Source organism: Neorhizobium sp. T6_25 (assembly GCF_002968555.1).
Lineage (GTDB): Bacteria > Pseudomonadota > Alphaproteobacteria > Rhizobiales > Rhizobiaceae > Neorhizobium.
The window spans coordinates 18132-41044 of sequence record NZ_PVBL01000018.1 but is presented as its reverse complement, the minus strand read 5'-3'; the positions used below and the strand labels follow the sequence as shown (position 1 = coordinate 41044).

The window sequence follows — 22913 nt, the reverse complement described above, 5'->3', positions numbered from 1 at the left end:
GCGCACCGAGATGATACGCGTTCACGTCAATCCCGCGCGGCTAGCAGCGTCGGTTGTCGCTCTGGGTGACGAAGCTGAACGCTCTTACGACCATTGAGCACTGGCTGGAGGGGAACAGCTGGAGGTGTTAAGCCTCCAGCGCCACATGGCGGGCGCCCCAACCGTAGCCAGCGAATGCATGTTCACTGGCGGCTAAAGATCATGAAGAACCGCCTTTTCATAATCAAGCTCCAGACTGACCGATGATCAGAACCTTCGGTCTAAAGGGAGAAGTCATTCGGCGCCACCCATCACGCCGACATTGACACCTTATCTTCGGCGTTATCGTGTCGTCCTTTACGCATGAAAAGATCCGTCTGTGTCATCCGCTCTTCGCATCTTGTTTGATCTTGGAGTACCCGCGGTCCGACCGACTTGACCCATTGGGCGTCAGTGGGCTCGGATACAATTTGCCAATATATGGCGTCGCGTCTAGCCTTCTTGCGCGGGCGCAGCGGCGATGCTGTCGGCGAACATCCGCATGAGGCGAACCAATTGGTCAAAGTCTTCACGCGTCCAGTCTTTTAGGAGGGATAGGGCCATTCTTTCTCGCGCCCTGTCGAGAGCGTCGGTCGCGGCCTTCCCCTTTGCCGTTATGAGCGCTTCACGCACTCTTTTGTCGGTTGGCAGCGAATGGCGTTCGACAAGACCGAGTTGCTCGAGACGGGCGACCTGACGGCTTACGGTCGTGTAGTCCCGCCCCACACCATCGGCGAGCTCGACAACTCCAATTGGTCCACGCCGCTCGATACCCACGAGGAGCGGAAACAGGGCGCGCTCAAGTGTCAGCCCCGCCAGTTCCAGCAATTGCGCATCCCGTTCCGGACGATTCATGAGCCCGGCAATATCCATGAGCGAACGGTGCAGCTCGGGCAGTGATTTCAAGATATGTGCATTTTGCACTTTTTTTGTTGACATGGCCATGCCTCCTGATGATATGTGCATCATACACATTGGAGGCAAAAATGAAAGTTGATAACGTCATCGAAGTCTTGATTTGCGGCGCGGGCGCTGCCGGTCTCACACTTGCCATCGACCTAGCGAGACGCGGCGTCTCGTTCCGCCTCGTCGAGAAAATGAACCAGCCATTTGCGGGCTCGCGCGGCAAGGGTATTCAACCGAGAACGCAGGAAGTCTTCGAAGACCTTGAAATCATCGATCGTATTGTCGCGGCTGGTGGCATCTATCCGCGGATGCGCGAGTATCGGGACGATGGCACCTTCGTGGAGAAGGATATGGGCGAGCGAGCTGAGCCGACACCCACGGAACCCTATCAGATCGCCCTGATGGTGCCGCAATTCCTTACGGAGAAGGTGATGCGTGAGCGGCTAGCTGAACTCGGCCATCATGTCGAGTTCGGACTTGAGCTTGTTGCCTTCGAACAGGACGAAGAATCTGTAACCACTTGGCTTGCAGGGCCATCTGGTCAAGAAGTTGTTCGTTGCGAGTATCTTATTGGTGCAGACGGCGGCCGGAGCTTTGTAAGAGGTTCGCTTGGTGTGGACTTTCCTGGAAAAACACTTGGTGTACGTGCTCTGGTAGCAGATGTCTCGCTGTCGGGCCTTGACCGTCAGGCCTGGCACCAGTTCAACAGCGGAGACATGCAGCGGATGGTTTCGGTTTGTCCGCTCGCGGGAACCGAACTTTTTCAGATCCAGGCACCGATCCCGCCGGAGGGCGAGGTCGACTTGTCCGCCCAAGGGCTGCAACAAATGATCACCGAAAAGACTGGCCGAAGCGACATCATGGTGCAGTCAGTGTCCTGGGCGTCTGCTTATACGATGAATGCTCGCCTTGCAGAGCGCTACCGGATTGGACGGGTGTTTCTTGTCGGCGACGCTGCTCACACCCATCCACCGACGGGTGGTCAGGGCCTTAATACCAGTGTGCAGGACGCCTACAATCTCGGATGGAAGCTGGCAGCGGTGCTTGGCGGCGCCCCCTACCGATTGCTCGACAGCTATGAGGAAGAACGGCGCCCTGTCGCTGAGGCGATGCTGGGGCTCGCGACGGATTTGCTCGAAGCAGCGAAGCGAGGAGGAACGCAGCGGGGCCGAGAGGTGCGGCAACTGGATATCGGATATCGAGCGTCGTCATTGATTTCCGATTCATCCGGACGCCATGGAACGCTCCTCGCAGGAGATCGCGCGCCTGATGCGCCGTTGCGCGGTGCGGCGGGATACACTAGGCGTCTGTTCGATCTGTTCACAGGCCCGCACTGGACCTTAGTTGGTTATGAGACGTTGGGTGATGTCATAAAAAGCCAGAAGGGCCTTCGCATCCACCGGATCGGTCGCGGACGCGAACTTGAAGACGAGGGGGCACATTTCCGTCACGCCTACGGACTCGCATTGGGCGAATGGGTGCTCGTTCGGCCTGATGGATATGTCGCGGCGATCGTGGCGTCCGGCGATACTGCAAAACTGCAACGGGCCTTCGACGATGTAGGGCTGACAACGGCAAACCGTTCTGACTCTGAACGGCTCGCCTACTCAAGCCCCAGTGCGTCCAGCGCTCCCAGAATAAGGGGTGACTCTTTCGTTCGAAAACGCACTGACTGAACTGTAGGTGAGTATTCGGTCCTGGCGAATGTCGAACAAAGCCATACCGGGAGGAAATGACGGGCAGGGTCGCTTAATTTGCCATTGGATTCTGATGCCCTTCAAAGCGCAAGGTGTCGCTCGAGCGCATCTGTCCCTGCAAATTCCTCTCTTTCTAAAGCGCCTACGATCCGTCCCATATCTAGAACGTAACAGATATCGGCGACGGTCTTGATCAGCGTCACATCTTGTTCGGCTACGAGGATCGTCAACCCCATCCGATCGCGCAGCCGGATAATATGCTGTTCTATCTCTCCGACGATGGACGGCTGAATTCCTTCTGAAGGTTCATCCAGCAGAAGAAGTTTAGGATTGCCGACCAGAGCACGACCTATCGCAACCATCTGCTGCTGGCCGCCGGACATCGTGCCACCTTTTTGCCGCCGACGCTCCTCGAGAATTGGAAACATCTCATGAATCTCCTTCATGAGCATCTTTCGGTTGGGGACATCGGATGAGACATTCATCCCCATTTCAAGGTTCTCGGCAACTGTAAGATCTGGAAATATGTGCCGGCCCTGGGGAACATAACCTAGGCCGGCCCGAGCGCGAGCCGCAGTCACCTGGCGCTCAACAGATTGTCCCTCAATGCTGATGGTGCCTGATTGAAGTCTATTGTAGCCCATTACGGTCCGGATCAAGGTTGTTTTACCCGACCCATTTCTCCCCACAATCGCGGTTACCTTGCCCTTCGGAACACTGAGGCTAAGATTTTGCAGGACCATTGTTCTACCATAGCCGCTGGTAATGTCGCTAATTTGCAGCATGGCCATTGTCCTATGCTCTTGATCCAAAATAGATTTCCTTCACGCCTTCGTGGGCTCTAACCTGCCGCAGCGTTCCTTCGAAAAAGATCGAGCCCTGATTGAGAACCAAGATCGGAGCGTCGAGTGCCGATACAAAGGCCATATCATGCTCGACGATGATGACGGTCATGCCTTTCTCTCGGTTTAGACGCGACACAATTCGTACCGTCTGTTGCGTTTCTTCAGGGGTCATCCCTGCAGTCGGCTCGTCTAACAGCAAGATGCGAGGTTGCGTGGCGATCGCCATTCCAATTTCAAGCCATTGCTGGTGCCCGTGGGATAGATTCCCGGCTCGATTCCCTGCCTGCGTTAGTAGGCCGATCATGTCGAGGGTCTCATCGATCACTATGTTGCGGGAACGAGCGTCCCGACCCGTCTGCCGTTGAACAGCGATGCGGATGTTTTGATAGACGCTGAGCTCCCTAAAGACACTCGGAACCTGTAGCTTAGTGCTGATGCCTAACCGCGCTATCTCGTGGGGATGCAATCCGTCGATGCGTCTGCCCGCTAACCTGATCTCGCCGGCGCTGGCGCGATGCAATCCGATCATTGTCTTCAGAAAGGTCGATTTGCCGCATCCATTAGGACCGAGGAGAACACGCATCTCTCCCTGGGGAACACGGAAGCTCATTCCGCGCAGGACTTGCAAGCCACCGAATGACTTGTGAAGATTTTCAACCCTTACCAGATCGGACATTATAGACGTCCTCCAATCAGTTGCGTCTTTACAAGGCGGCTGGCACGTCGACGGGCAAGATAAGCTTCCAGGGCCAATTCAATGGTGGTCACGAGACCCTGTGGGAACAGCATGACAGTGCAGAGCAAGAGGATAGCAAAGAACATCAGCGAATATTCTCCGCCGCCATAAGCGAGTTGCTGATTGACCCATTGAAGGGTGAACGTGGAGATCGCGACAGCTTGAATGCTCGCACGGCCCCCGGCCGCAACCCAGATGATTGGTAGAGTGGCGGCCGTCATGCCCATCGACGATGGTGCGATGAAATTGTTCCACGATGCGAAGAGTACGCCACCCAGGGCAGCAAGGCCTCCAGCGATGATGTAGGTAATCAATTGTATCCGACGGATATCATAGCCGAAGAGCTGGGTGCGCAGGGGATCTTCGCGAGTGGCAACCATAAGATAACCCCAGTTCGAATTGAGCAAGAAACGCAGCCCAAGGAAGACAAGGATCAGCAGGGTGGCGACCAGCCAGTAGAACGGTTTGTCGATGAACACGATGGCGAAATCTCCGCTACCGATCTGCAGCGGCGGAACGCCGACCATTCCATTGGAGCCGCCAAGAACAGCAGATCCAATTCGAAACTGCGGGCCGGACGTCCGGCTGAGCAGAGTTTCGGCAAGTAGCGTCAGCATCAGCGTGAAGATCGCGATGTAGAGTGACGAGATTCCACCATAGAAGATGACATAGCCGACGATTGCGCAAAGGAGCATGATTGTGGCGATGGCACAAACGGCCGCGAGCATGCTGTATTCGGGAGGGATGTTGATACTAAACACCCCGTAGGCATAACCAGCCAGTCCGAAGAAGGCTGTCTGCCCGAAGCTGAATATTCCGGTGTATCCCCAAAGGATGCATACGCTTAGGCCGAGGAAAACCCAAACCATGAGGAAACCGTTGTTCGAGACGGCGTAGTCCTCGCCGAAGAGCGGGTATAGGAGCAACAGGCCACAGACAATGGCAAAGCTCCGCCAGTAGACAGGCGAGGAGCCTACGGTCTGGGGGCCGTTCAGCGCAGTAAGTAAGTCGAAAAACTTTGAACGCATCGCTTTATTCACCTTCTCGCCCGCAGGATGTCCCATAAGCCGGTAAAGCCCTGAGGCAGAACCCGAATGAAGATCATCGTGATTAGAAGAATGCCGATCGATCCGGCGACAGAGTCCCAAAACCACGTCAGACCGCCATACACGCCTCCGAGCGCGACGCTCGACATCAGGGGCCCAATCAGCGGATCCGCGCCACCAACGATCAAGACAGTGAAGGCTCGCCACAGGAAGCGGTCGCCGAAATATGGCGAAACCGGCATGAGAGGTGCGTAAAGAGCGCCAGTTAGACCGGCCAGCCCCGCGCCGAGTGCAAACGTCTTCAGGTACATCGTCGTGGTATTGGTGCCGAGCCCCTCGGCCATGTCCCTGTTTTGCATTGCGGCTCGGACATTCAGGCCGAAGCGTGTAAACCGGAATAGAACAAAGACTGCCCCAAGCACGAGAGCCGCGCATGCCGCAAGAAAGAGTTCATAATAGCTGTAGGCTGCATCTCCCACGGTGAAGGATCCGAAGGGCTGATCGATACCTGGCTGGCTGGTTCCCAGCCACAGGAAAACAGCTTGTACGATGATGATATTGATTGCCCATGTCGCAAGCAGACAGTCAAGCTTTCGATTGTATAGCCTCCGGATCAGCGTCACTTCCAGGGATGCGCCCACCGCCGCAACAAGCAAAGCGGCCAGAGGTATGGCAAGGAAAACTGACAGCTTGGCCGCGCTCACAAGATAAACGGTCACGACGGCACCCAGCATGATGAATGAGGCGTGGGCGAAATTGATGATGTTCATTACACCAAAAATGATCGCCAATCCGGTCGTAGACAGGACGAGAAAGCTGAAAGTGGCTAATATCTGATAGAAAAGTCCGAACATGATCTCTCCAGTGTCGGAGCCTCCGGGGCAGTCGACTGAGTGCCGGGTCGAACCGGCGGGCTGCCACATAACAAGGGTGCCCCTCCAAGGAGCGACCGAAGCTGAAGCTGCCATGGCGATGTGCGCATAGAGAATTCCGGGCGCACGCCGGCACGATTTGGTCAGATGTGTTATGCGTCGAGGGGTGAGTACTGGCGGCTTTCCGACTTCTTCGTCAGATCAACTCCGATGCTGCCAAGCCAGAAGGGCTCAATGTTTTCCCAAGTCTTGAGAAAATCGAGCTTGTGATCCTGCGCGACCTTCCCCAGATGCACACTGTGCGAGACATGATGGGATTTCGGATCCACACGGACCGTACCCTCCGGCGCATCATAGGAGATGCCGGTTTCGAGCGCCTTGACGATTTCGATAGGAGTAACGCTGCCGGCGAGAGCTGCAGCCTTCGCATAGAGCTGGACGGCCACGTAAGTGTTCTGCGCAGGCTGACTGATGAATACCTCATCGGGGAATTTTGCTCGGAAACGCTTCACGAAATCCGCATTGCGCTCGCCTGGCAATTCTTCCAGATAGCTGAAAGTCTCGTGCAGGCCTGCGAGTACCGGCGACTTCATGCGGCGATGGCCGCCAGCCTGTGCAAGTGTAATGACGAAATCTGAGAGCGGAATGTCCACACCGAGAGACGCGCGCTGGGTGAAGAATGCACTCTGCTCCTTCCCCGTCAGCGAAGAATAGATCCAGTTCGGCTTTGCTGCCTGGACGCGACCGAGTGTCGAGTTGAAGTCGGAAACGTTGAGCGGAACGGCCTCCGATCCGACTAACTTGCCCTTGGCTGCGCCGACATATTTCGTCAGCCAGAGCGTGGAAAGTTGACCCCAAACGTAGTCTGCAGCGAGATCATAGACATTCGCGCCATACTGCTCCACCATATAGGGAATGAGCGTAGCAAAGCCCTGCTCGGGAACCACACCTGTGCAGAAGGTCCAATTGTCAGCGACTCCGCCTTCATAGCAAGTGGGGTAGAAGTAGGGAATTTTCGCTGCATGAGCGATCGGTCGGATGGCTTCGCGATCCTGGCTGCCGATGGCTCCGAAGATGGCATCGACCTTATCGCGGCCGATCAACATTCGCGCCATTGAGACGTATCGTGAGGTATCGGACTGGGTATCGACAATCACAGCCTCGACCTCCCGTCCGTTGATGCCGCCAGACGCGTTGATTTCGTCGATCGCCAATTCTGCCGCGTGTACGGCAGGAAGGCCGTATTCACCAAATCCGCCCGACTGATCGAACAGGAAGCCTAGCTTAACTGGTCCTTCTCCGGCTGCCCGCGCAGGCGAAGTCACGCTGAGGATGGCGGGGGCGGCAAAGCTTCCCGCAGCGATTACCGTTACTCCCCTGAGGAACTGCTTGCGCGTAATTCCCATTCTTTCCTGACTGTCGTTCATGGCATTCCCCTGTCGTGTTCTGAAGAAGGTCAATCGGCCCGATGGGCAAGCTTTACCTTGATAACCTAGTAACATATCACGTGTCAACGAGTGTATGAAACACAACAGGTCAAATAGGGCTAATCATGCGGATCTGGTTGTTGTATCGCGAAAACCGGACCAATCCAAGCTTGAGAGTATTGATTTTCTTGTGCACCATTGATATGTCAGCATCATGTAGCGTGAGTGAGTGCATCGAATTGGTCGATGTTTTCAGGTCGCGCGACTGTTTCGGTCATCATTGGAAGGTGAAGATAATGAGAGTTGTTTCCTCACAGGAGGCCGTGTCAGGCATTGCCGACGGCGCAACCGTAGCCTCGGTCGGCGTGATAGGGTGGGTAACGCCGGACGCAGTTTTGAAGGCACTTGGTGATCGGTTCGCCGAAACAGGTTCGCCGCACGGCCTGACGTTCTACTTCCCATGTGGGACCGGGGATGCGCAGGGCATCAAGGGGATGGATCACGTCGCCAAGGAAGGCTTAATGAAGCGCATCGTCGCTGGGTCCTACATCAACCCAGTTGACCCGGCGACCGGGAGGCGGCCGGAACTGATGCGGCTCATTCGCGAAAACAGGATCGAAGCCTATTCATGGCCGATAGGTGCATCAATGCACTGGTTGCGTGAGGTTGCTCGCAAGGGCCCAGGCTATCTCACCGACATTGGTATTGGCACCTATGCAGACCCGGACCAAGGCGGTGGCCGGTTCACTTCACTTGCGACGGAGGACCTCATCCGGAAGGTCGATTTTGAGGGTCGCAAGATGCTCTACTATCCAACATGGCCAATTGATGTCGCAATTGTCAGGGCATCTTCCGCCGATGAGTACGGCAACCTGTCATGGGAAGACGAAGCTTTAGTTTCGGCAAGCATCGGCTTGATTTTGGCGGCCAAGGCGTCGGGAGGGCGAGTCATTGCACAGGTCCGGCGTATCGTCCCGACCGGCCAACGGCTGGCCTCCCAAACCTCCGTTCCGGGATATTTCATCGATGACGTCGTTGTGGTGCCCGACATGATGATGACATCACACACTCCGTTTGATTCTGCCTATTTCTCAGGAAGCCGGCGCCCGATCGGTGAGTTGCCAAAACCGGCCATGTCCGCAGACAAGGTCATCGCGCGGCGCGCCGCTCATGAAGTGCGCAAACGGGAGCTGTCGATATTCGGATTCGGCGCGTCTGCAGACATCCCTCTGGTAATGGCCGAGGAAGGCATGCTTAACGATCCAGCAGGTCATGACTACTGGTTTACGACCGAGCACGGATCGTATGGTGGCGTCGTGATGTCCGGATGGCAATTCTCTGCAAACATCAATCCGGATGCGATCATGGATGGCCTTTATCAGTTCGATGCTATCGATGGCGGCTTATGCCGTTTCGCCGCCTTGGCCTTCGCCCAGTTCGACGCCGATGGGGTCGTGAATGTATCGAAATTCGGAGCCGCAAATCCTGGCGCTGGCGGCTTCATTGACATCGCTCACAATGCCAAACGACTTGTTTTCACCGGGACGTTCACGACCGGCGGCTTGGAAACAGTCTTCGAGGACGGAAAACTCAAGATTCTGCAGGACGGCCGGATCTCGAAATTTGCTAAACAGGCGGACAGTGTCACCTATCGCGTGCTGGACGGCGTACGCGACAGAGGGCAGACCGCAAAGATTGTCACGGAACGCGCCGTGTTCGATGTCACACCGCAAGGGCTAAGACTGTCGGAGATCGCTCCTGGTGTCGATATCAGGCGCGATGTGTTGGAGCGGATGGATTACGCCCCGGCGGAAATTGCCGATCCGTTACCACTTATGGACCGATCGCTTTTCCTGGAGACGGCTGCAGAAGCGCCGACGGCGGAGGTGGCTCATGCTTGATCTGTCCATCGAAAATCGGGTCGCCATTTTGACGATCAACCGCCCGACACGCCGGAACGCTCTGGGCACTGAATTGGTCGAGGCGCTCGAAGAGAAGCTCCTCGAACTAGGCGGAAATGCCGATATCGGAGCAGTTGTCCTGACTGGCGCCGCCCCAAGTTTCTGCGCGGGAAGCGATCTCAAAGAACTCGGCGCCATGGACGTTAGCGGGATGGTTCGCCACGAGGCCCATACCGCACGCATGGCTCGTGCCATCGGGTTTCTCGATCTTCCTGTCATCGCCGCCGTCGAGGGGCATGCCCTTGGTGGGGGGTTCATTCTCGCGATGTCGTGCGATCTTGTCGTCACGGCTGAGACCGCAAAGTGGAGCCTGCCAGAGGTTCCCAACGGCTGGCTGCCGCCTTGGGGACTGAGGGCGCTCGCAAGCCGCGTTGGAATGACGACGGCTCGTCGGCTCGTCTGGGGTTACGAGGTTCTGGATGGCGCCACAGCATGCAATCTCGGCGTTGCTGACTATCTGGCCCCGCCGGATGGGGCACTTGAAAAAGCGCGGGAGATTGCCGCGCGCCTTGCTGCCCTACCGCGCGTGGCGGTAAAATCGACCAAACGCTACTTCCAGGCGGAAGTGCTAGGTGCGGCGGAAGTGTGGGACGCTCAGGCCGGGGCGATTTTCGCCGAAAACTGTGCCCATGAGGCGGCCGCAGCTACATTGAAAAACTTTGCCGTCAAGAAATAGGCGGCACCGCACGGCAGTCAGACAAAGGGAGAATAGTCAATGAGCATCCGTCGCCCCAGCATCGATCGGCTTCACAAACTTGCAAGCGCCAACCATTTCTCCATCGGTTCGGAAGAGGAGAGTTCATATACGGCGCTGTTCGACCATATTCTGGAGCAGTACGACGCTCTAGAAGCGAGCCCAGTTTCAAAAAGCGTCCCGCCGACGCGAGACCCAGGCCGTCGACCCGCGCCGCATGAGAATTTTTGCAATTCTTTTGTCCGCAAGCTGTCCATACGCGGCGCGAGCGAGGGCCCGCTTCATGGCAAGCGGATCGGCATCAAGGACAACGTTAGCATCGCTGGCGTGCCGATGACGTGTGGTTCGGATGTTGTCGACTTCACCCCGCAGCAGGATGCAACGATCGTGTCACGCCTGCTTTCCGCAGGGGCCGAAATCGTTGCCGTCGTGAATATGGACAATCTTGCCTTCTCCGGCGCCGGCGATACCAGCGCACACGGACCTACACGCAATCCACATGACGAGACGCGGCTCGCAGGTGGCTCATCAGGTGGGTCGGCGGCAGCCTTGCTCTCCGGCGAGGTCGACATCACCATCGGTGGAGACCAAGCGGGATCGATCAGGATTCCCGCGTCCTGGTGCGGCGTGGTCGGATTAAAGCCGACCTACGGGCTTGTGCCGTATACCGGCATTCTCGGATACGATCTCACCTTCGACCACACCGGTCCAATGGCCCGAACGGCGCGAGAGGTGGCTGAGACGCTTGCCGCCATCGCGGGCAAGGATCCGCTTGATCCGCGACAGCGGGAGGTTACAGTTGTCGACTACGTCGGCGCGCTCGACCGGAAGAACCTAAGCGGCATCAAAATAGGCATCCTACGCGAAGGTTTTGGCACGGTAGGCAGCGAGCCAGACGTCGATGCAACCGTGCTAGGCGCAGCAAAAGCGCTCGAGACGCTTGGCGCGACGATCGTCGAGGTTTCCTATCCCGGCCACGCGATGGCTGGGCCGATTGTTTGGGGGGTGTTCGCCGAAGGCGTGACGGCGACCTTCCAGGGCAATGGTCATGGGCACCATTGGGATGGCGCGTACAATCCGGAACTCTCGCAGGCTTTCGGCACGGGCATGCGTGAAAGGGGCAATGGAATGCCCTTACAAGCGAAATTCAACCTGATGCTTGGAACTTACATGCGTGAAGACTATCAAGGGTGCTTCTACGCGAAGGCGCAGAATATGCGAGCTGCCCTGCGGGCAGGTTACGATCTGTTGTTAGAACAGGTCGATATTTTGCTGATGCCGACAACGCCAATGAAGGCGCACGTTTACAATCCGAACCAGTCCCCGGAAGAACTTGTGCTCGCGGGATGGAACATGGTGGCCAACACCGCACCCTTCAACATGACAGGGCATCCTGCGCTAAGCGTCCCCTGCGGGACGTCCGGTGGACTACCGGTGGGTATGATGCTCGTCGGCAGGAAATTCGAGGACCAAAAGCTGCTTGCTGTTGCCGATGTGTTTGAAAGGGCCTCGGCATAGGGGCCTGCCTTTCACGCTCCCCGACCTCCCGGGCCGCATCCAGCGGCCCGACTTGAACCAAAATCGATTTAAATGCGCCGCTCGATTGCCATTCTGGTTAGGCTCTCGAGATAGTCCATGAGTTGAACAACATGTTCGGCCGCATCTGCGGGAGCGTTGTGGGCAATGGACGTGACTACTTTAGCATGAAGCTTAGCAGCGGCCTTCATCTGCTCCTCCCCAATATAAGCATACCAAAAACGCCGGGATAGACCGTGCACGGCCCTGATCGTTTTCTCGAAGGTCTCATTGTGGGTCGCCGCTGCCACCATCTCGTGAATAGCTTTGTTCGCTTCGTAGAACTTGGAGCGGTCGCCTGTGCCGGCCGCGGCGTCTATCTCGTCTGCCAATTCGATCAGCCTGCGCCTCTCTGCACCAGTTGCACGTACCGAGGCAAGGCGGGCGCCGAGGTCTTCCAACGAGCGTCGTACCTCCAAAAGCTCCAATTGCTTCAAGACGTCGACCGGGGTGACCAGCGCACCCCGGCGAGGATGAACATCAATATATCCCTCAAGCTTCAGCCGCTGCAAAGCTTCCCGAACCGGAGTCCGACCGCAACCCAGTTCTTGGCCGAGTTGCGCTTCTGAAATCATTGAGCCGGGCGAGAGATCCTGCATCACGATCATTTCTTCGATGCGACGATACGCTTTCTCCGCCATCGATTCCTGGTCGATCTTCGCTTTCAACTTCATCTCCAATTTCACACCGTCTTTCCGCCGATGACCAGTTGGCCATGCTCTAGTTTGCTTATCAGTTGTATATCAGTGGCGTCCAGTGTCCGGTGATACTTTTAGCCGTTAGCTGCCATCTGGGCACGCAAAAACATGAATTCGTGCCGGAGCGGCGAGATCAGCAGCGCAAACGAAAATATGCCCTTGCGCTAAAGAAAACATCTGAGATACTAGTGGTCGCCCAGTGAGGCACTCAGCACAGATCGCTGCACGAAAGGTCAGTCGACGGCCAAGGGGCACGTCTATCACGCCGAGAAAAAACTCAGCAGAAATCAACAAAGAAACGGAGCGGGAACTATGAACATCCGAACGATATGCACAGCTGCTACAATTTCCGCAGCCCTAGTATTCGTCAGTCCGGCCATGGCAGAGGAAGCCAAGCCTGTACGCATCAATCAGGCCTTCCAGTCATTGCTCTACCTCAGCCTCTACGTAGCACATGACGCCGGGTTCTTCGAAGAGGAAGGCGTCAACGTTAAGGTGACAACCGGCGGCGGCGGTTCGCAGGCCTGGTCGGCAGTCCTCGGAGGCAGCGCCGACTACTCGGTCCAAGACCCGGTTTTCCCTACTATAAGCCGGGAACAAGGTGGACCTGGTATCGTTGTCGGCACCATCTGCAATGCTGAGACCATCTATGCCCTGGCCAAGAACTCGAACATCAAGCTAACCGCTAATTTCTCGGATCTTCTATCTCAGGGCTACAAGATTTCCACACAGCCACAGCCGGACTCCGGCTGGGCACGCCTAACAGATCTGGCGCAGCGACTTGGTATTAAGCCATCGGATAGCACATACACGAACGTGCAGGTGCCGATCGGCAGCGAAATGGCGTCGGTTTTTGCGGGCCAGACGGATATCGGGCTATCCTATCCGCCAGTGGTAGAACAGGCGGAGGACCAAGGCTTGCACGTCGCGTTCTCGTTTGCGGCGGCTTCCAGGCCGTATCTGTTTTCGAGCCTGAACACGACCCAGGCATTCATCGAGAAAAATCCGCTGACGCACCAAAAGGTAATGAACGCTTTTGAGAAGGCGAGCCAGTATATCTACCGTCATCCGGAGGAGGCCGTTAAAATCGCCATCCGCGAGTTTCCCGACCTCGACGAGAAGATCGTCCGAAGAGCAGTCGAACGGATGATCTCCGAGCTGGCTTATCCTGAACATGCATTTGCGGAATACAATGCCTTCACGGCCAATCAGAAAATGCATCTCTTCGTCGGCACGATCAAAAAGGCAGCAACGGTCGAAGAAGGCCTCGATAATGGGGCTGCTTTATCTGCCTATCGCACGCTGGGGAGGATCGAATGGTCCGAACCCCGTCCGATCGCCAAAACCGTAACCCAGTGACAGCGGTGATCCGGCATGTGGGAAAGTACCCGCATGCCCTTTCGGAGGTAATATCATGAGTGCAGAAAACAAATCCGAGGCTCCCGGCTCAACCGAACCCCGTGCTCGCGTAGAGGTCAAATCCGTTTCCAAATCGTTCGCAACGAAGGAAGGCACGGTTCAAGCATTGCGCCATATCGACCTTCTCGCGCGCGACCAGGAATTCACCTGCATCGTCGGTCCAAGCGGGTGTGGGAAGAGCACACTTTTCAACATCATCGCCGGCTTGCTCGATCCGACCTCAGGCGAGGTTCTGGTTGATGGCACGCCTGTCCGAGCAGGCATTGCCGGCCGCATGGGATACATGCAGCAGAAGGACCTGCTCATTCCATGGCGTACAATCGTTCAGAACGTCACAATCGGGCTGGAGATCCAGCGACAACCTTTCGTCGAAGCCCGGGAGAAGGCCATCGCCTATCTGAAGCTCTTTGGGCTGGAAAAATATCGCGATAGCTATCCAGCAGCCCTATCGGGCGGCATGCGCCAGCGGGTCGCGCTTATGCGGACGCTGGTCATGGGGCAGGACATCATCCTCATGGACGAGCCCTTTCAGTCGCTGGATTATCCAACGCGTGTCGCGCTTGAAGCCGATCTGCTCGAGATGGTTCGGGAACTGAAGCGCACAGTTCTATTTATCACCCACGATATCGAAGAAGCCGTGTCCATCGCTGACAAGGTCTACATTCTGAGCAAGGGTCCCGGTACCGTTCGAGATCTGCGAACCATTCGCCTCAACATGAAGCGTGAATCCCCCATCGACGCCCGCAAGAACCCTGAATTCCATACGCACTATGCTGCCATCTGGAATCAGCTCGAGGTCGTCACAGATCTGAGGAAGGAGCGTGCACAATGACGGACGCTGTTCACAAAAGACTCGCCCTCAACGCCACTGATGAACGAAATGCGGCCCGTGAGATTGAGCGCCGCGAGCGGCGTGAAAGTGTCCTGGTTCGTGTTGTTCAGTTGTTGATCGCGGTCCTGCTTTTTGGCGCCTGGGAATGGGGGGCGAGAACGGGGAGCATAAGCACATTTCTTTTTGGCTCGCCCTCACAGGTTCTAAAACTGGCGATGGCCCGTATAGAGAACGGTTCCCTCCTGTACGGGGCTTACGTGACCGGACTTGAGACTATCATCGGTTTTTTGCTCGGTAGCCTGATCGGCACCGCTATCGGGCTTGGCCTCTGGTACTCACGTTTCGTTGCGCGGGTTATGGGGGTCTACATTCTCGCTCTCGGCTCTATTCCGGTGCTTGCCCTTGGCCCGCTCATCATCATCTGGTTTGGAGTCGGAATCGAGTCCAAGATCATCCTGGCCACCGTCTCCTGCGTCATCGTCGCGCTTCTTCAAGCCTACGAAGGAGCCCAACAGGTCGACAAGGATCTTATCAAGCTTCTCAGGTCTTTCGGGGCAACGAAGATCCAGATCTTTACCAAGGTCGTCATCCCGTCCTCATATGGCTGGGTCGTAGCTGCCGCCAAGCTGAATGTAGGTTTCGCCCTCATCGGTGCCGTGATCGGAGAATACATTTCCTCTGAAGCGGGCCTCGGCAACATCATCCTCATCGCGGGGGCGAACTACAACATTCCGCTTGTTCTCTTGGGCATCTTCAGCCTGATGATTCTTGCCTTCGTCCTGAGCATGGCCGTGGGTGTTTTGGAGCGCTTCCTGCTGAAGTGGAAGAGCGCCAACAGCCGCTGAAAACAACGGCCAGCCACCCTCCCGGCGGCTGGCCGAGACATAACCAGTTGATGGGGAGCACGATGCTGAAACAACCGACGGATCACGATCTTCACCGAATTGCGGAAGCAAACCATTTTGTTCTGAGCGAAGCAGAAATTGGAGCGTTCCAGAACTCGATCGCAAAATCGCTGGCATCTTACACAACTATAGAGGACCTTTCGGGATCTACCGCCCGGACGCTCGATCGGAACTGTGGACATGCACCCCTTCCAGGTCAAAATGCATATGGCGCATGGGCATGGAAAACATCCATCCGCTCTGCGGAGGCTGGGGCGTTGCATGGCAAAAGGGTCGCGATCAAGGACAATATCTCGGTTGCCGGCGTTCCGCTTCTGAACGGCTCCGCGATACTTGAAGGCTATGTTTCCGACTCCGATGCCACCGTTGTCTCCCGGATCCTGGCGGCGGGTGCCGAAATCGCAGGCAAGGCAGTCTCAGAAAATCTCTGCTTCTCCGGTGGTTCACATACCTCCTATCCAGAACCGGTTCTCAATCCGTTGAACACGCAGCGGATGTCGGGCGGTTCGTCGAGCGGAAACGGCGCGCTTTTAGCCGCAAATGAATGCGATATCGCGGTAGGAGGAGATCAGGGTGGTTCTGTTCGCATCCCCGCATCGTGGTGCGGCGTCGTCGGTCTTAAGCCGAGTTGGGGACTGGTTCCCTATACCGGCGCGTTTCCGATCGAGCCCAGTCTCGATCACCTCGGACCTATGGCGCGAACGGTCGATGACATCGCCCTGATGCTTGAGGTAATCGCCGGGCGGGACGGCCTGGACTCCCGTCAGATCGAGGTGCCTCATGCACTTCCGTCATACACTGCCGCACTCGAAGCCGATGTGTCAGGCTTGCGGGTCGGCATTCTCAAGGAGGGTTTTGGATTGGAAGGGATCTCAGATCCCGATGTTGACGACGCCGTGCGGCAGGCCGCTGATGCCTTCGGAAAATTGGGAATGAAGGTGAAACAGGTTTCCGTGCCGATGCACCTTCACGGTCTCGATATCTGGACAGGAATAGCCACCGAGGGCGCTTGGAGCGTCATGGTTCGTGACAACGTCATTGCTTACGGCTCGCAAGCCCTCCAGGATATCGGCCTTATTGATTTCTATCGAAAGGCCAAGCTGGAGAAAGCGCAGCTCTTCTCGCCTACTGTTAAGGGCGTCATTCTGCTCGGGCATTATCTCGCCGAGCAAACCGGCGGTGTGTTTTATGCGAAAGCCCAAAATCTTCGGCGAAAGCTACGGGCGGCCTACGACCAAGTGCTCAGCGAGGTCGACATTCTCGTCATGCCGACGACGCCCACCACCGCACCGCGTCACGAGCCAGAGGCTCCACTTGAACGTTTCATGGAGATCGCGCTCAACATGATGCATAACACCGCGACCTTCGACGCAACGGGACATCCTGCCCTCTCAATTCCTTGTGGAACGGTCGGAGGCATGCCTATCGGCATGATGATTGTCGGTAGGCATTTCGAGGAGCATACAATGCTCGCCGTCGCCAAGGCCTTTGAACGCGAGGTACCTTTCCGCTCGAATTGAGCAGTCGAGGCTGATGTGCCCCGAGATCCGTCCATCCTGCCATGAAACTACTGTTTGATCACGTCACCGTTCTCCATTGTCGGCTCTCTGCACTCCGCATGAGAGCCGGCGCAACTTCGCTTGCTTCGGTGTAACCACATTTTGGAGTTCAACTTGCCTATATCAAAGATTCTTGTCGCGAACCGCTCCGAGATTGCCATTCGCGTGTTCCGCGCGGCGAACGAGCTAGGGATCAAAACGGTCGCGATCTGGGCAGAGGAAGATAAGCTCGCGCTGCACCGCTTCAAGGCCGACGAAAGTTATCAGGTCGGCCGCGGACCACATCTTGCCCGCGACCTCGGGCCGATCGAGAGCTACCTGTCGATCGATGAGGTGATCCGCGTCGCCAAGCTGTCGGGCGCCGATGCCATTCATCCGGGCTACGGCCTGCTGTCAGAAAGTCCCGAATTCGTCGATGCCTGCAACGCAGCCGGCATCATCTTCATCGGTCCGAAGCCCGATACGATGCGTCAGCTCGGCAACAAGGTCGCGGCCCGCAATCTTGCAATCTCCGTCGGTGTTCCCGTCGTTCCGGCAACCGAGCCGCTGCCTGACGACATAAAGGTTGTCGCCAAGTTGGCCGAGGAGATCGGTTATCCGGTGATGCTGAAGGCGTCCTGGGGCGGCGGCGGGCGCGGGATGCGCGCCATTCGTGATCCGAAAGACCTCGCCAAGGAAGTCGTGGAAGCCAAGCGCGAGGCGATGGCCGCCTTCGGCAAGGACGAGGTCTATCTCGAAAAGCTCGTCGAGCGCGCCCGCCATGTCGAAAGCCAGATTCTCGGCGACACGCATGGCAATGTCGTGCATCTCTTCGAGCGCGACTGTTCGATCCAGCGCCGCAACCAGAAGGTGGTCGAGCGGGCGCCCGCGCCTTATCTCTCCGAAGCGCAGCGCCAGGAACTGGCTGCCTATTCGCTGAAGATCGCCAAGGCCACCAACTATATCGGTGCCGGCACTGTCGAATATCTGATGGATGCCGATACCGGCAAATTCTACTTCATCGAAGTCAATCCGCGTATCCAGGTCGAGCACACCGTCACCGAAGTCGTCACCGGCATCGATATCGTCAAGGCACAGATCCATATCCTCGACGGCTTCGCGATCGGCACGCCTGAATCGGGCGTTCCGAAGCAGGAAGACATCAAGCTCAACGGCCACGCGCTGCAGTGCCGCATCACTACCGAAGATCCGGAGCATAACTTCATCCCGGATTACGGCCGCATCACTGCCTACCGTTCGGCATCGGGCTTCGGTATCCGCCTCGATGGCGGCACCGCCTATTCAGGCGCCATCATCACCCGCTATTATGATCCGCTGCTGGTGAAGGTCACGGCCTGGGCGCCGAACCCTTCGGAAGCGATTTCCCGCATGGACCGCGCACTGCGCGAGTTCCGTATCCGCGGCGTCGCCACCAACCTGACCTTCCTTGAAGCGATCATCACGCATCCGAGCTTCAAGGATAACAGCTACACGACGCGCTTCATCGACTCGACGCCGGAGCTCTTCCAGCAGGTCAAGCGTCAGGACCGCGCCACCAAGCTGCTGACCTACCTGGCCGATGTCACCGTCAATGGTCACCCGGAAGCCAAGGACCGGCCAAAGCCATCCGCGGGCATTGCCGAGCCCGCCGTGCCCTATACGAACGGTGGCGGTATCCCTGACGGAACCAAGCAGCTGCTCGACACGCTCGGGCCGAAGAAGTTCGGCGAATGGATGCGCAACGAAAAGCGCCTGCTGATGACCGATACGACGATGCGCGATGGCCACCAGTCGCTGCTCGCGACCCGTATGCGCACCTATGACATCGCCCGCATTGCCGGCACCTATGCGCATGCTCTGCCGAATCTGCTTTCGCTGGAATGCTGGGGTGGCGCGACCTTCGACGTTTCCATGCGCTTCCTGACCGAAGATCCCTGGGAGCGGCTTTCGCAGGTCCGCGAAGCGGCGCCGAACCTGCTGCTGCAGATGCTGCTGCGGGGTGCCAACGGCGTCGGCTACACGAACTACCCTGACAATGTCGTCAAATATTTCGTCCGCCAAGCTGCGAAGGGCGGCATCGATCTTTTCCGCGTGTTCGACTGTCTGAATTGGGTCGAGAACATGCGCGTCTCGATGGATGCGATCAACGAAGAGAATAAGCTCTGCGAGGCGGCGATCTGCTATACGGGCGACATCCTGAACTCGGCGCGCCCGAAATACGATCTGAAGTATTACACGGATCTGGCGGTCGAGCTCGAAAAGGCTGGAGCGCATATTATCGCGTTGAAGGACATGGCAGGCCTGCTGAAGCCTGCTGCTGCCAAGGTGCTTTTCAAGACGCTGCGCGAGGCAACCAGCCTGCCGATCCATTTCCACACGCATGATACGTCGGGCATCGCTGCTGCGACCGTTCTTGCGGCCGTCGATGCCGGTGTCGACGCCGTCGACGCGGCGATGGATGCGCTGTCGGGCAATACCTCGCAGCCCTGCCTCGGTTCGGTCGTCGAAGCGCTGCGTGGTTCCGAACGCGATCCGGGCCTCGATCCCGAATGGATCCGCCGCATCTCCTTCTACTGGGAAGCGGTGCGTCATCAATACGCGGCCTTCGAGAGCGATCTCAAGGGACCGGCCTCTGAAGTCTATCTCCATGAGATGCCGGGTGGCCAGTTCACCAATCTCAAGGAACAGGCCCGCTCGCTCGGGCTCGAGACCCGCTGGCATCGCGTGGCGCAGGCCTATGCCGACGCCAACCAGATGTTCGGCGATATCGTCAAGGTGACGCCGTCCTCGAAGGTCGTCGGCGACATGGCGCTGATGATGGTTTCCCAGGACCTGACGGTTGCCGATGTCGTCAGCCCGGACAAGGAAGTTTCCTTCCCTGAATCGGTTGTCTCGATGCTGAAGGGCGATCTCGGACAGCCGCCGTCCGGTTGGCCGGAGGCGCTGCAGAGGAAGGCGCTGAAGGGCGACAAACCCTACACCGTTCGCCCGGGCTCGCTGCTTGCGGAAGCCGATCTCGATGCGGAGCGTAAGGTCATCGAGACCAAGCTGGAGCGCGAGGTCAGCGATTTCGAATTTGCCTCCTACTTGATGTATCCGAAGGTCTTCACCGATTTTGCGCTGGCATCCGATACCTACGGCCCGGTTTCGGTCTTGCCGACACCTGCCTACTTCTACGGTCTGGGTGACGGCGAGGAGCTGTTTGCCGACATCGAAAAGGGCAAGACGCTCGTCATCGTCAACCAGGCAATGAGCGCGACCGACAGCCAGGGCATGGTGACCATCTTCTTCGAGCTCAACGGCCAGCCGCGCCGTATCAAGGTGCCGAATCGCGTCCACGGTACCCAAAATGCGGCGGCTCGCCGAAAAGCGGAGCCGGGAGATGCTACCCATATCGGTGCGCCGATGCCGGGCGTCATCTCCCGGGTCTTCGTCTCACCGGGGCAGGGCATCAATGCCGGCGATGTGCTGGTGTCGATCGAGGCGATGAAGATGGAAACGGCCATCCACGCCGAGAAGGACGGCACGATCGCCGAAGTTCTCGTCAAGACTGGCGACCAGATCGACGCCAAGGACCTGCTCGCCGTCTATCGGGAGTAGCGAGCGGTATTCTCGTTCTAGCGACATGAATGAAGCCGTGCCATATTCGGAGCATCGGGCGGTGACACGCGCCGGCGCTAGCACTACATGCTCGTCGCTTACCTTTCAGCGCGATCCAAAGGCATCTCCCGGAACGTCCGAGGGGTCGATGCATCGTCGTCGGCGCAGGCAAAGCAAGCGCGGCGGCTCTGGACGCTGCCTGGCCGGATGTCGATCTTTCGGGGGTTTGTTGTAACACGTTACAGGCACACGCTTCCCGCAGGCCGGATTGAAGTTCTGGAGGCATCCCATCCGGTGCATGAGTATCGAAGTTGCTCGGCGCATGTTTGCCGCCGTGCACGATCTCAAACCCGAGGATCTTGTGGTTTCGCTTATGTCAGGGGGAGGCCCGTCTCTTCTGATCGCTCCAGCCGGGGGGATGACCATAGCGGATAAAAAGGAGGTCAACAGAGCGCTGCTGTTGAGCGGTGCGACGATTTCTGAAATGAACTCGATCAGAAGGAAGGTGTCGCTGATCAATGGAGGATGTCTGGCCCAGGCCGCCTATCCAGCAAAAGTCGTGACTCTGGCAATTTCGGATGTTCCTGGTGATGACCCAGCAGACATTGCATCCGGACCAACCGTGGAAGGTTCAGGGTCGGACGAACGCGATGGGATCTGGGCAATTGCCGGCGATACTGCTGGCATTGACGGCAGCGGGGATGCGGCAGGAGCTTTCGTGAAGCCCGCCACCATCTGTCAGATGAAGGAATCGGAATAGATACGCGAAAATACTTGGCCGATCACGATAGCTATATGGCCTTTCGGGCATCGATGACCTTTTGGTTACCGGCTCAACCTTGATAAACTTGAATGATGTTCGAGCCATTCTTGTCGCGTAATCAATGGGCGGAGTTCCTATCCCCCCTTGGGCTTCGCAAAATTTCGGCCTACTCCAACAGGCGGCGAATGTTTCCCGCAATGGGGCATTGGAAATAAATCTGCTTCCGCCCAAACATCCATCCACCTTGAAAGGCAGTTTATCCAAAAGCGATGAGGCCGCGACGGTCGCGGCCTCATGAGTCAATGGCTTCTTGTAAGAGCTGTACTACAAAGTAGTCAAATCAACCGCCGTACGTAGCGGGGGAATTTTGGCGGCGCCCCAAGTTCTCATTCCGGCGCGTATTGTTCTGAGAAAAAGGATGCGATGGCCTCGAAGGCCTGCATTCTGTTCTTCTCCATCAGCACGAGATGCGTGGCTTCCCCGATCTCGACCCAGCGCTTGTATGGCGCGCCCGTCAGCTTCTGAAAGATCGAAAGCGCAAGATCGATCGTGACGTCGACATCCCATTCACCATGCACAAGAAGAGTGGGTGCGTTGATGCGCGTCGGATCGTAAAAAGGGCGACCTGCCCGCCAATAATCACGGATGTCCTGGATAGGGCCGTTGGATGCGCGAAGACGCTCAGGCGACTTTCCACTGCTCCACGGATCCTCAGCGAGGGTCGCCTCAGCCCAAGTATCAAACCATCCCTCCGGCACCAGTCTATCTCGCGCGTTTTCAGGTGCAGTCGAAAGCCAGCGCGCTTTCGTTTCGAGAACCGGAACAAGTCGGTAGGCGTCCAGTTTTCCGCCCGTGTCGATAGGAATGGGCTTGTCGCTGAGCCATTGCGGCGCGAGCAGCGCGAGCTTGACGACCTTCTCGGGGTTGTCCGCACTAAACGCTCCAGCGACAGTACCGCCCCAGGACATACCAAAAATGTTTACACGATCCAGCCCGCGATGCCGCAAGACGAAATCAACCGCGTGACCTAGATCGATGACACCGGTTTCGGTCTTGACTACAGGTGGCGAGAGGGTTGCGTCTTGTTCCATTTCGGGTGGGCGAGTGGAGTGGCCATAGCCGCGAACGTCGACGGCAAAGACGTCAAATCCGCGAGCCGCGAGAAAGTCCATATAGGACATGCCCCCAAGTCGGACGTCATAAAGGCTGCCTGAAGAATAGGTTGCGCCGTGCACCATGACGATGGTCCTTTCCGGACCAAACCGTTCTATCCCTCGACGACGCTTGTTGCGCAAGTACAGGGTGATCCCGGGTGTGTCGCAGGTGATGTGATGGTCCTCGAACAGGATTTCTTCGAGGTCGATTATGTTGTCTGCCATGA

General features: G+C 57.2%; 17 protein-coding genes and 1 pseudogene. 10 read left to right on the top strand and 8 right to left on the bottom strand.

The window, feature by feature from the left end; translation table 11 throughout:
- Positions 1 to 471: 471 nt before the first annotated feature.
- Positions 472 to 963, bottom strand: a complete 492-nt coding sequence (locus tag C5L10_RS21900) for a MarR family winged helix-turn-helix transcriptional regulator (RefSeq protein WP_205837078.1) — start codon at positions 961 to 963, stop codon at positions 472 to 474.
- Positions 964 to 1004: 41 nt separating this feature from the next.
- Between C5L10_RS21900 and C5L10_RS21895 the strand changes: the two genes are divergently transcribed.
- On the top strand, positions 1005 to 2600 hold the full coding sequence (locus tag C5L10_RS21895; protein ID WP_105431380.1) for an FAD-dependent oxidoreductase: 1596 nt from the start codon (positions 1005 to 1007) through the stop codon (positions 2598 to 2600).
- 101 nt (positions 2601 to 2701) lie between these two features.
- Here C5L10_RS21895 and C5L10_RS21890 read toward each other — a convergent pair whose 3' ends face one another.
- From C5L10_RS21890 to C5L10_RS21870, 5 genes are all read right to left on the bottom strand, one after another.
- On the bottom strand, positions 2702 to 3406 hold the full coding sequence (locus C5L10_RS21890; protein ID WP_105431444.1) for an ABC transporter ATP-binding protein: 705 nt from the start codon (positions 3404 to 3406) through the stop codon (positions 2702 to 2704).
- A gap of 10 nt (positions 3407 to 3416) precedes the next feature.
- Positions 3417 to 4142, bottom strand: coding sequence for an ABC transporter ATP-binding protein (locus C5L10_RS21885; RefSeq protein ID WP_105431379.1), 726 nt, complete (start codon positions 4140 to 4142; stop codon positions 3417 to 3419).
- Positions 4142 to 5230 carry a branched-chain amino acid ABC transporter permease gene (locus C5L10_RS21880; protein ID WP_172717110.1) on the bottom strand — a complete coding sequence of 363 codons (1089 nt, stop codon included), beginning with the start codon at positions 5228 to 5230 and terminating at the stop codon, positions 4142 to 4144. Before C5L10_RS21880 ends, C5L10_RS21885 begins: the two co-directional genes overlap by 1 nt.
- Before the next feature lie 8 nt (positions 5231 to 5238).
- Positions 5239 to 6102 carry a branched-chain amino acid ABC transporter permease gene (locus C5L10_RS21875; protein ID WP_172717109.1) on the bottom strand — a complete coding sequence of 288 codons (864 nt, stop codon included), beginning with the start codon at positions 6100 to 6102 and terminating at the stop codon, positions 5239 to 5241.
- Positions 6103 to 6272: 170 nt separating this feature from the next.
- The gene (locus tag C5L10_RS21870; RefSeq protein WP_172717108.1) at positions 6273 to 7547 is read right to left on the bottom strand and encodes an ABC transporter substrate-binding protein; all 1275 of its coding nucleotides are present in this window, start codon (positions 7545 to 7547) and stop codon (positions 6273 to 6275) included.
- Between the two features lie 296 nt (positions 7548 to 7843).
- On the opposite strand from C5L10_RS21870, the gene C5L10_RS21865 reads away from it, so the two are divergent.
- Genes C5L10_RS21865 through C5L10_RS21855 form a run of 3 tightly spaced genes read left to right on the top strand, consistent with a single transcriptional unit; the run spans position 7844 to position 11720 of the window.
- Positions 7844 to 9448 carry an acyl CoA:acetate/3-ketoacid CoA transferase gene (locus tag C5L10_RS21865; RefSeq protein WP_245448095.1) on the top strand — a complete coding sequence of 535 codons (1605 nt, stop codon included), beginning with the start codon at positions 7844 to 7846 and terminating at the stop codon, positions 9446 to 9448.
- On the top strand, positions 9441 to 10184 hold the full coding sequence (locus tag C5L10_RS21860; RefSeq protein WP_105431375.1) for an enoyl-CoA hydratase/isomerase family protein: 744 nt from the start codon (positions 9441 to 9443) through the stop codon (positions 10182 to 10184). The genes C5L10_RS21865 and C5L10_RS21860 overlap by 8 nt, the downstream gene beginning before the upstream one ends.
- Before the next feature lie 39 nt (positions 10185 to 10223).
- Positions 10224 to 11720 carry an amidase gene (locus tag C5L10_RS21855; RefSeq protein WP_105431374.1) on the top strand — a complete coding sequence of 499 codons (1497 nt, stop codon included), beginning with the start codon at positions 10224 to 10226 and terminating at the stop codon, positions 11718 to 11720.
- A gap of 68 nt (positions 11721 to 11788) precedes the next feature.
- Here C5L10_RS21855 and C5L10_RS21850 read toward each other — a convergent pair whose 3' ends face one another.
- The gene (locus C5L10_RS21850; protein ID WP_245448093.1) at positions 11789 to 12445 is read right to left on the bottom strand and encodes a GntR family transcriptional regulator; all 657 of its coding nucleotides are present in this window, start codon (positions 12443 to 12445) and stop codon (positions 11789 to 11791) included.
- A gap of 342 nt (positions 12446 to 12787) precedes the next feature.
- On the opposite strand from C5L10_RS21850, the gene C5L10_RS21845 reads away from it, so the two are divergent.
- From C5L10_RS21845 to C5L10_RS21820, 6 genes and pseudogenes are all read left to right on the top strand, one after another.
- Entirely contained in the window at positions 12788 to 13834 is a 1047-nt protein-coding gene (locus C5L10_RS21845) for an ABC transporter substrate-binding protein (RefSeq protein ID WP_105431373.1), read from the top strand.
- A 55-nt stretch (positions 13835 to 13889) separates the two neighbouring features.
- Positions 13890 to 14726 carry an ABC transporter ATP-binding protein gene (locus C5L10_RS21840; protein ID WP_105431372.1) on the top strand — a complete coding sequence of 279 codons (837 nt, stop codon included), beginning with the start codon at positions 13890 to 13892 and terminating at the stop codon, positions 14724 to 14726.
- Positions 14723 to 15571, top strand: a complete 849-nt coding sequence (locus tag C5L10_RS21835) for an ABC transporter permease (protein ID WP_105431371.1) — start codon at positions 14723 to 14725, stop codon at positions 15569 to 15571. The genes C5L10_RS21840 and C5L10_RS21835 overlap by 4 nt, the downstream gene beginning before the upstream one ends.
- Before the next feature lie 62 nt (positions 15572 to 15633).
- Positions 15634 to 17151, top strand: coding sequence for an amidase (locus C5L10_RS21830; protein ID WP_105431370.1), 1518 nt, complete (start codon positions 15634 to 15636; stop codon positions 17149 to 17151).
- Positions 17152 to 17304: 153 nt separating this feature from the next.
- A complete protein-coding gene (pyc, locus tag C5L10_RS21825) occupies positions 17305 to 20769 on the top strand; it encodes a pyruvate carboxylase (protein ID WP_105431369.1) in 3465 nt (1154 codons plus the stop codon).
- 113 nt (positions 20770 to 20882) lie between these two features.
- Positions 20883 to 21650: pseudogene (locus tag C5L10_RS21820) on the top strand (DUF4147 domain-containing protein).
- A gap of 268 nt (positions 21651 to 21918) precedes the next feature.
- On the opposite strand, the gene C5L10_RS21815 reads toward C5L10_RS21820, so the two are convergent.
- Positions 21919 to 22911 (bottom strand): alpha/beta hydrolase, encoded by a 993-nt coding sequence (locus C5L10_RS21815; protein ID WP_105431368.1) that lies wholly within the window; start codon positions 22909 to 22911, stop codon positions 21919 to 21921.
- Positions 22912 to 22913: the final 2 nt, after the last annotated feature.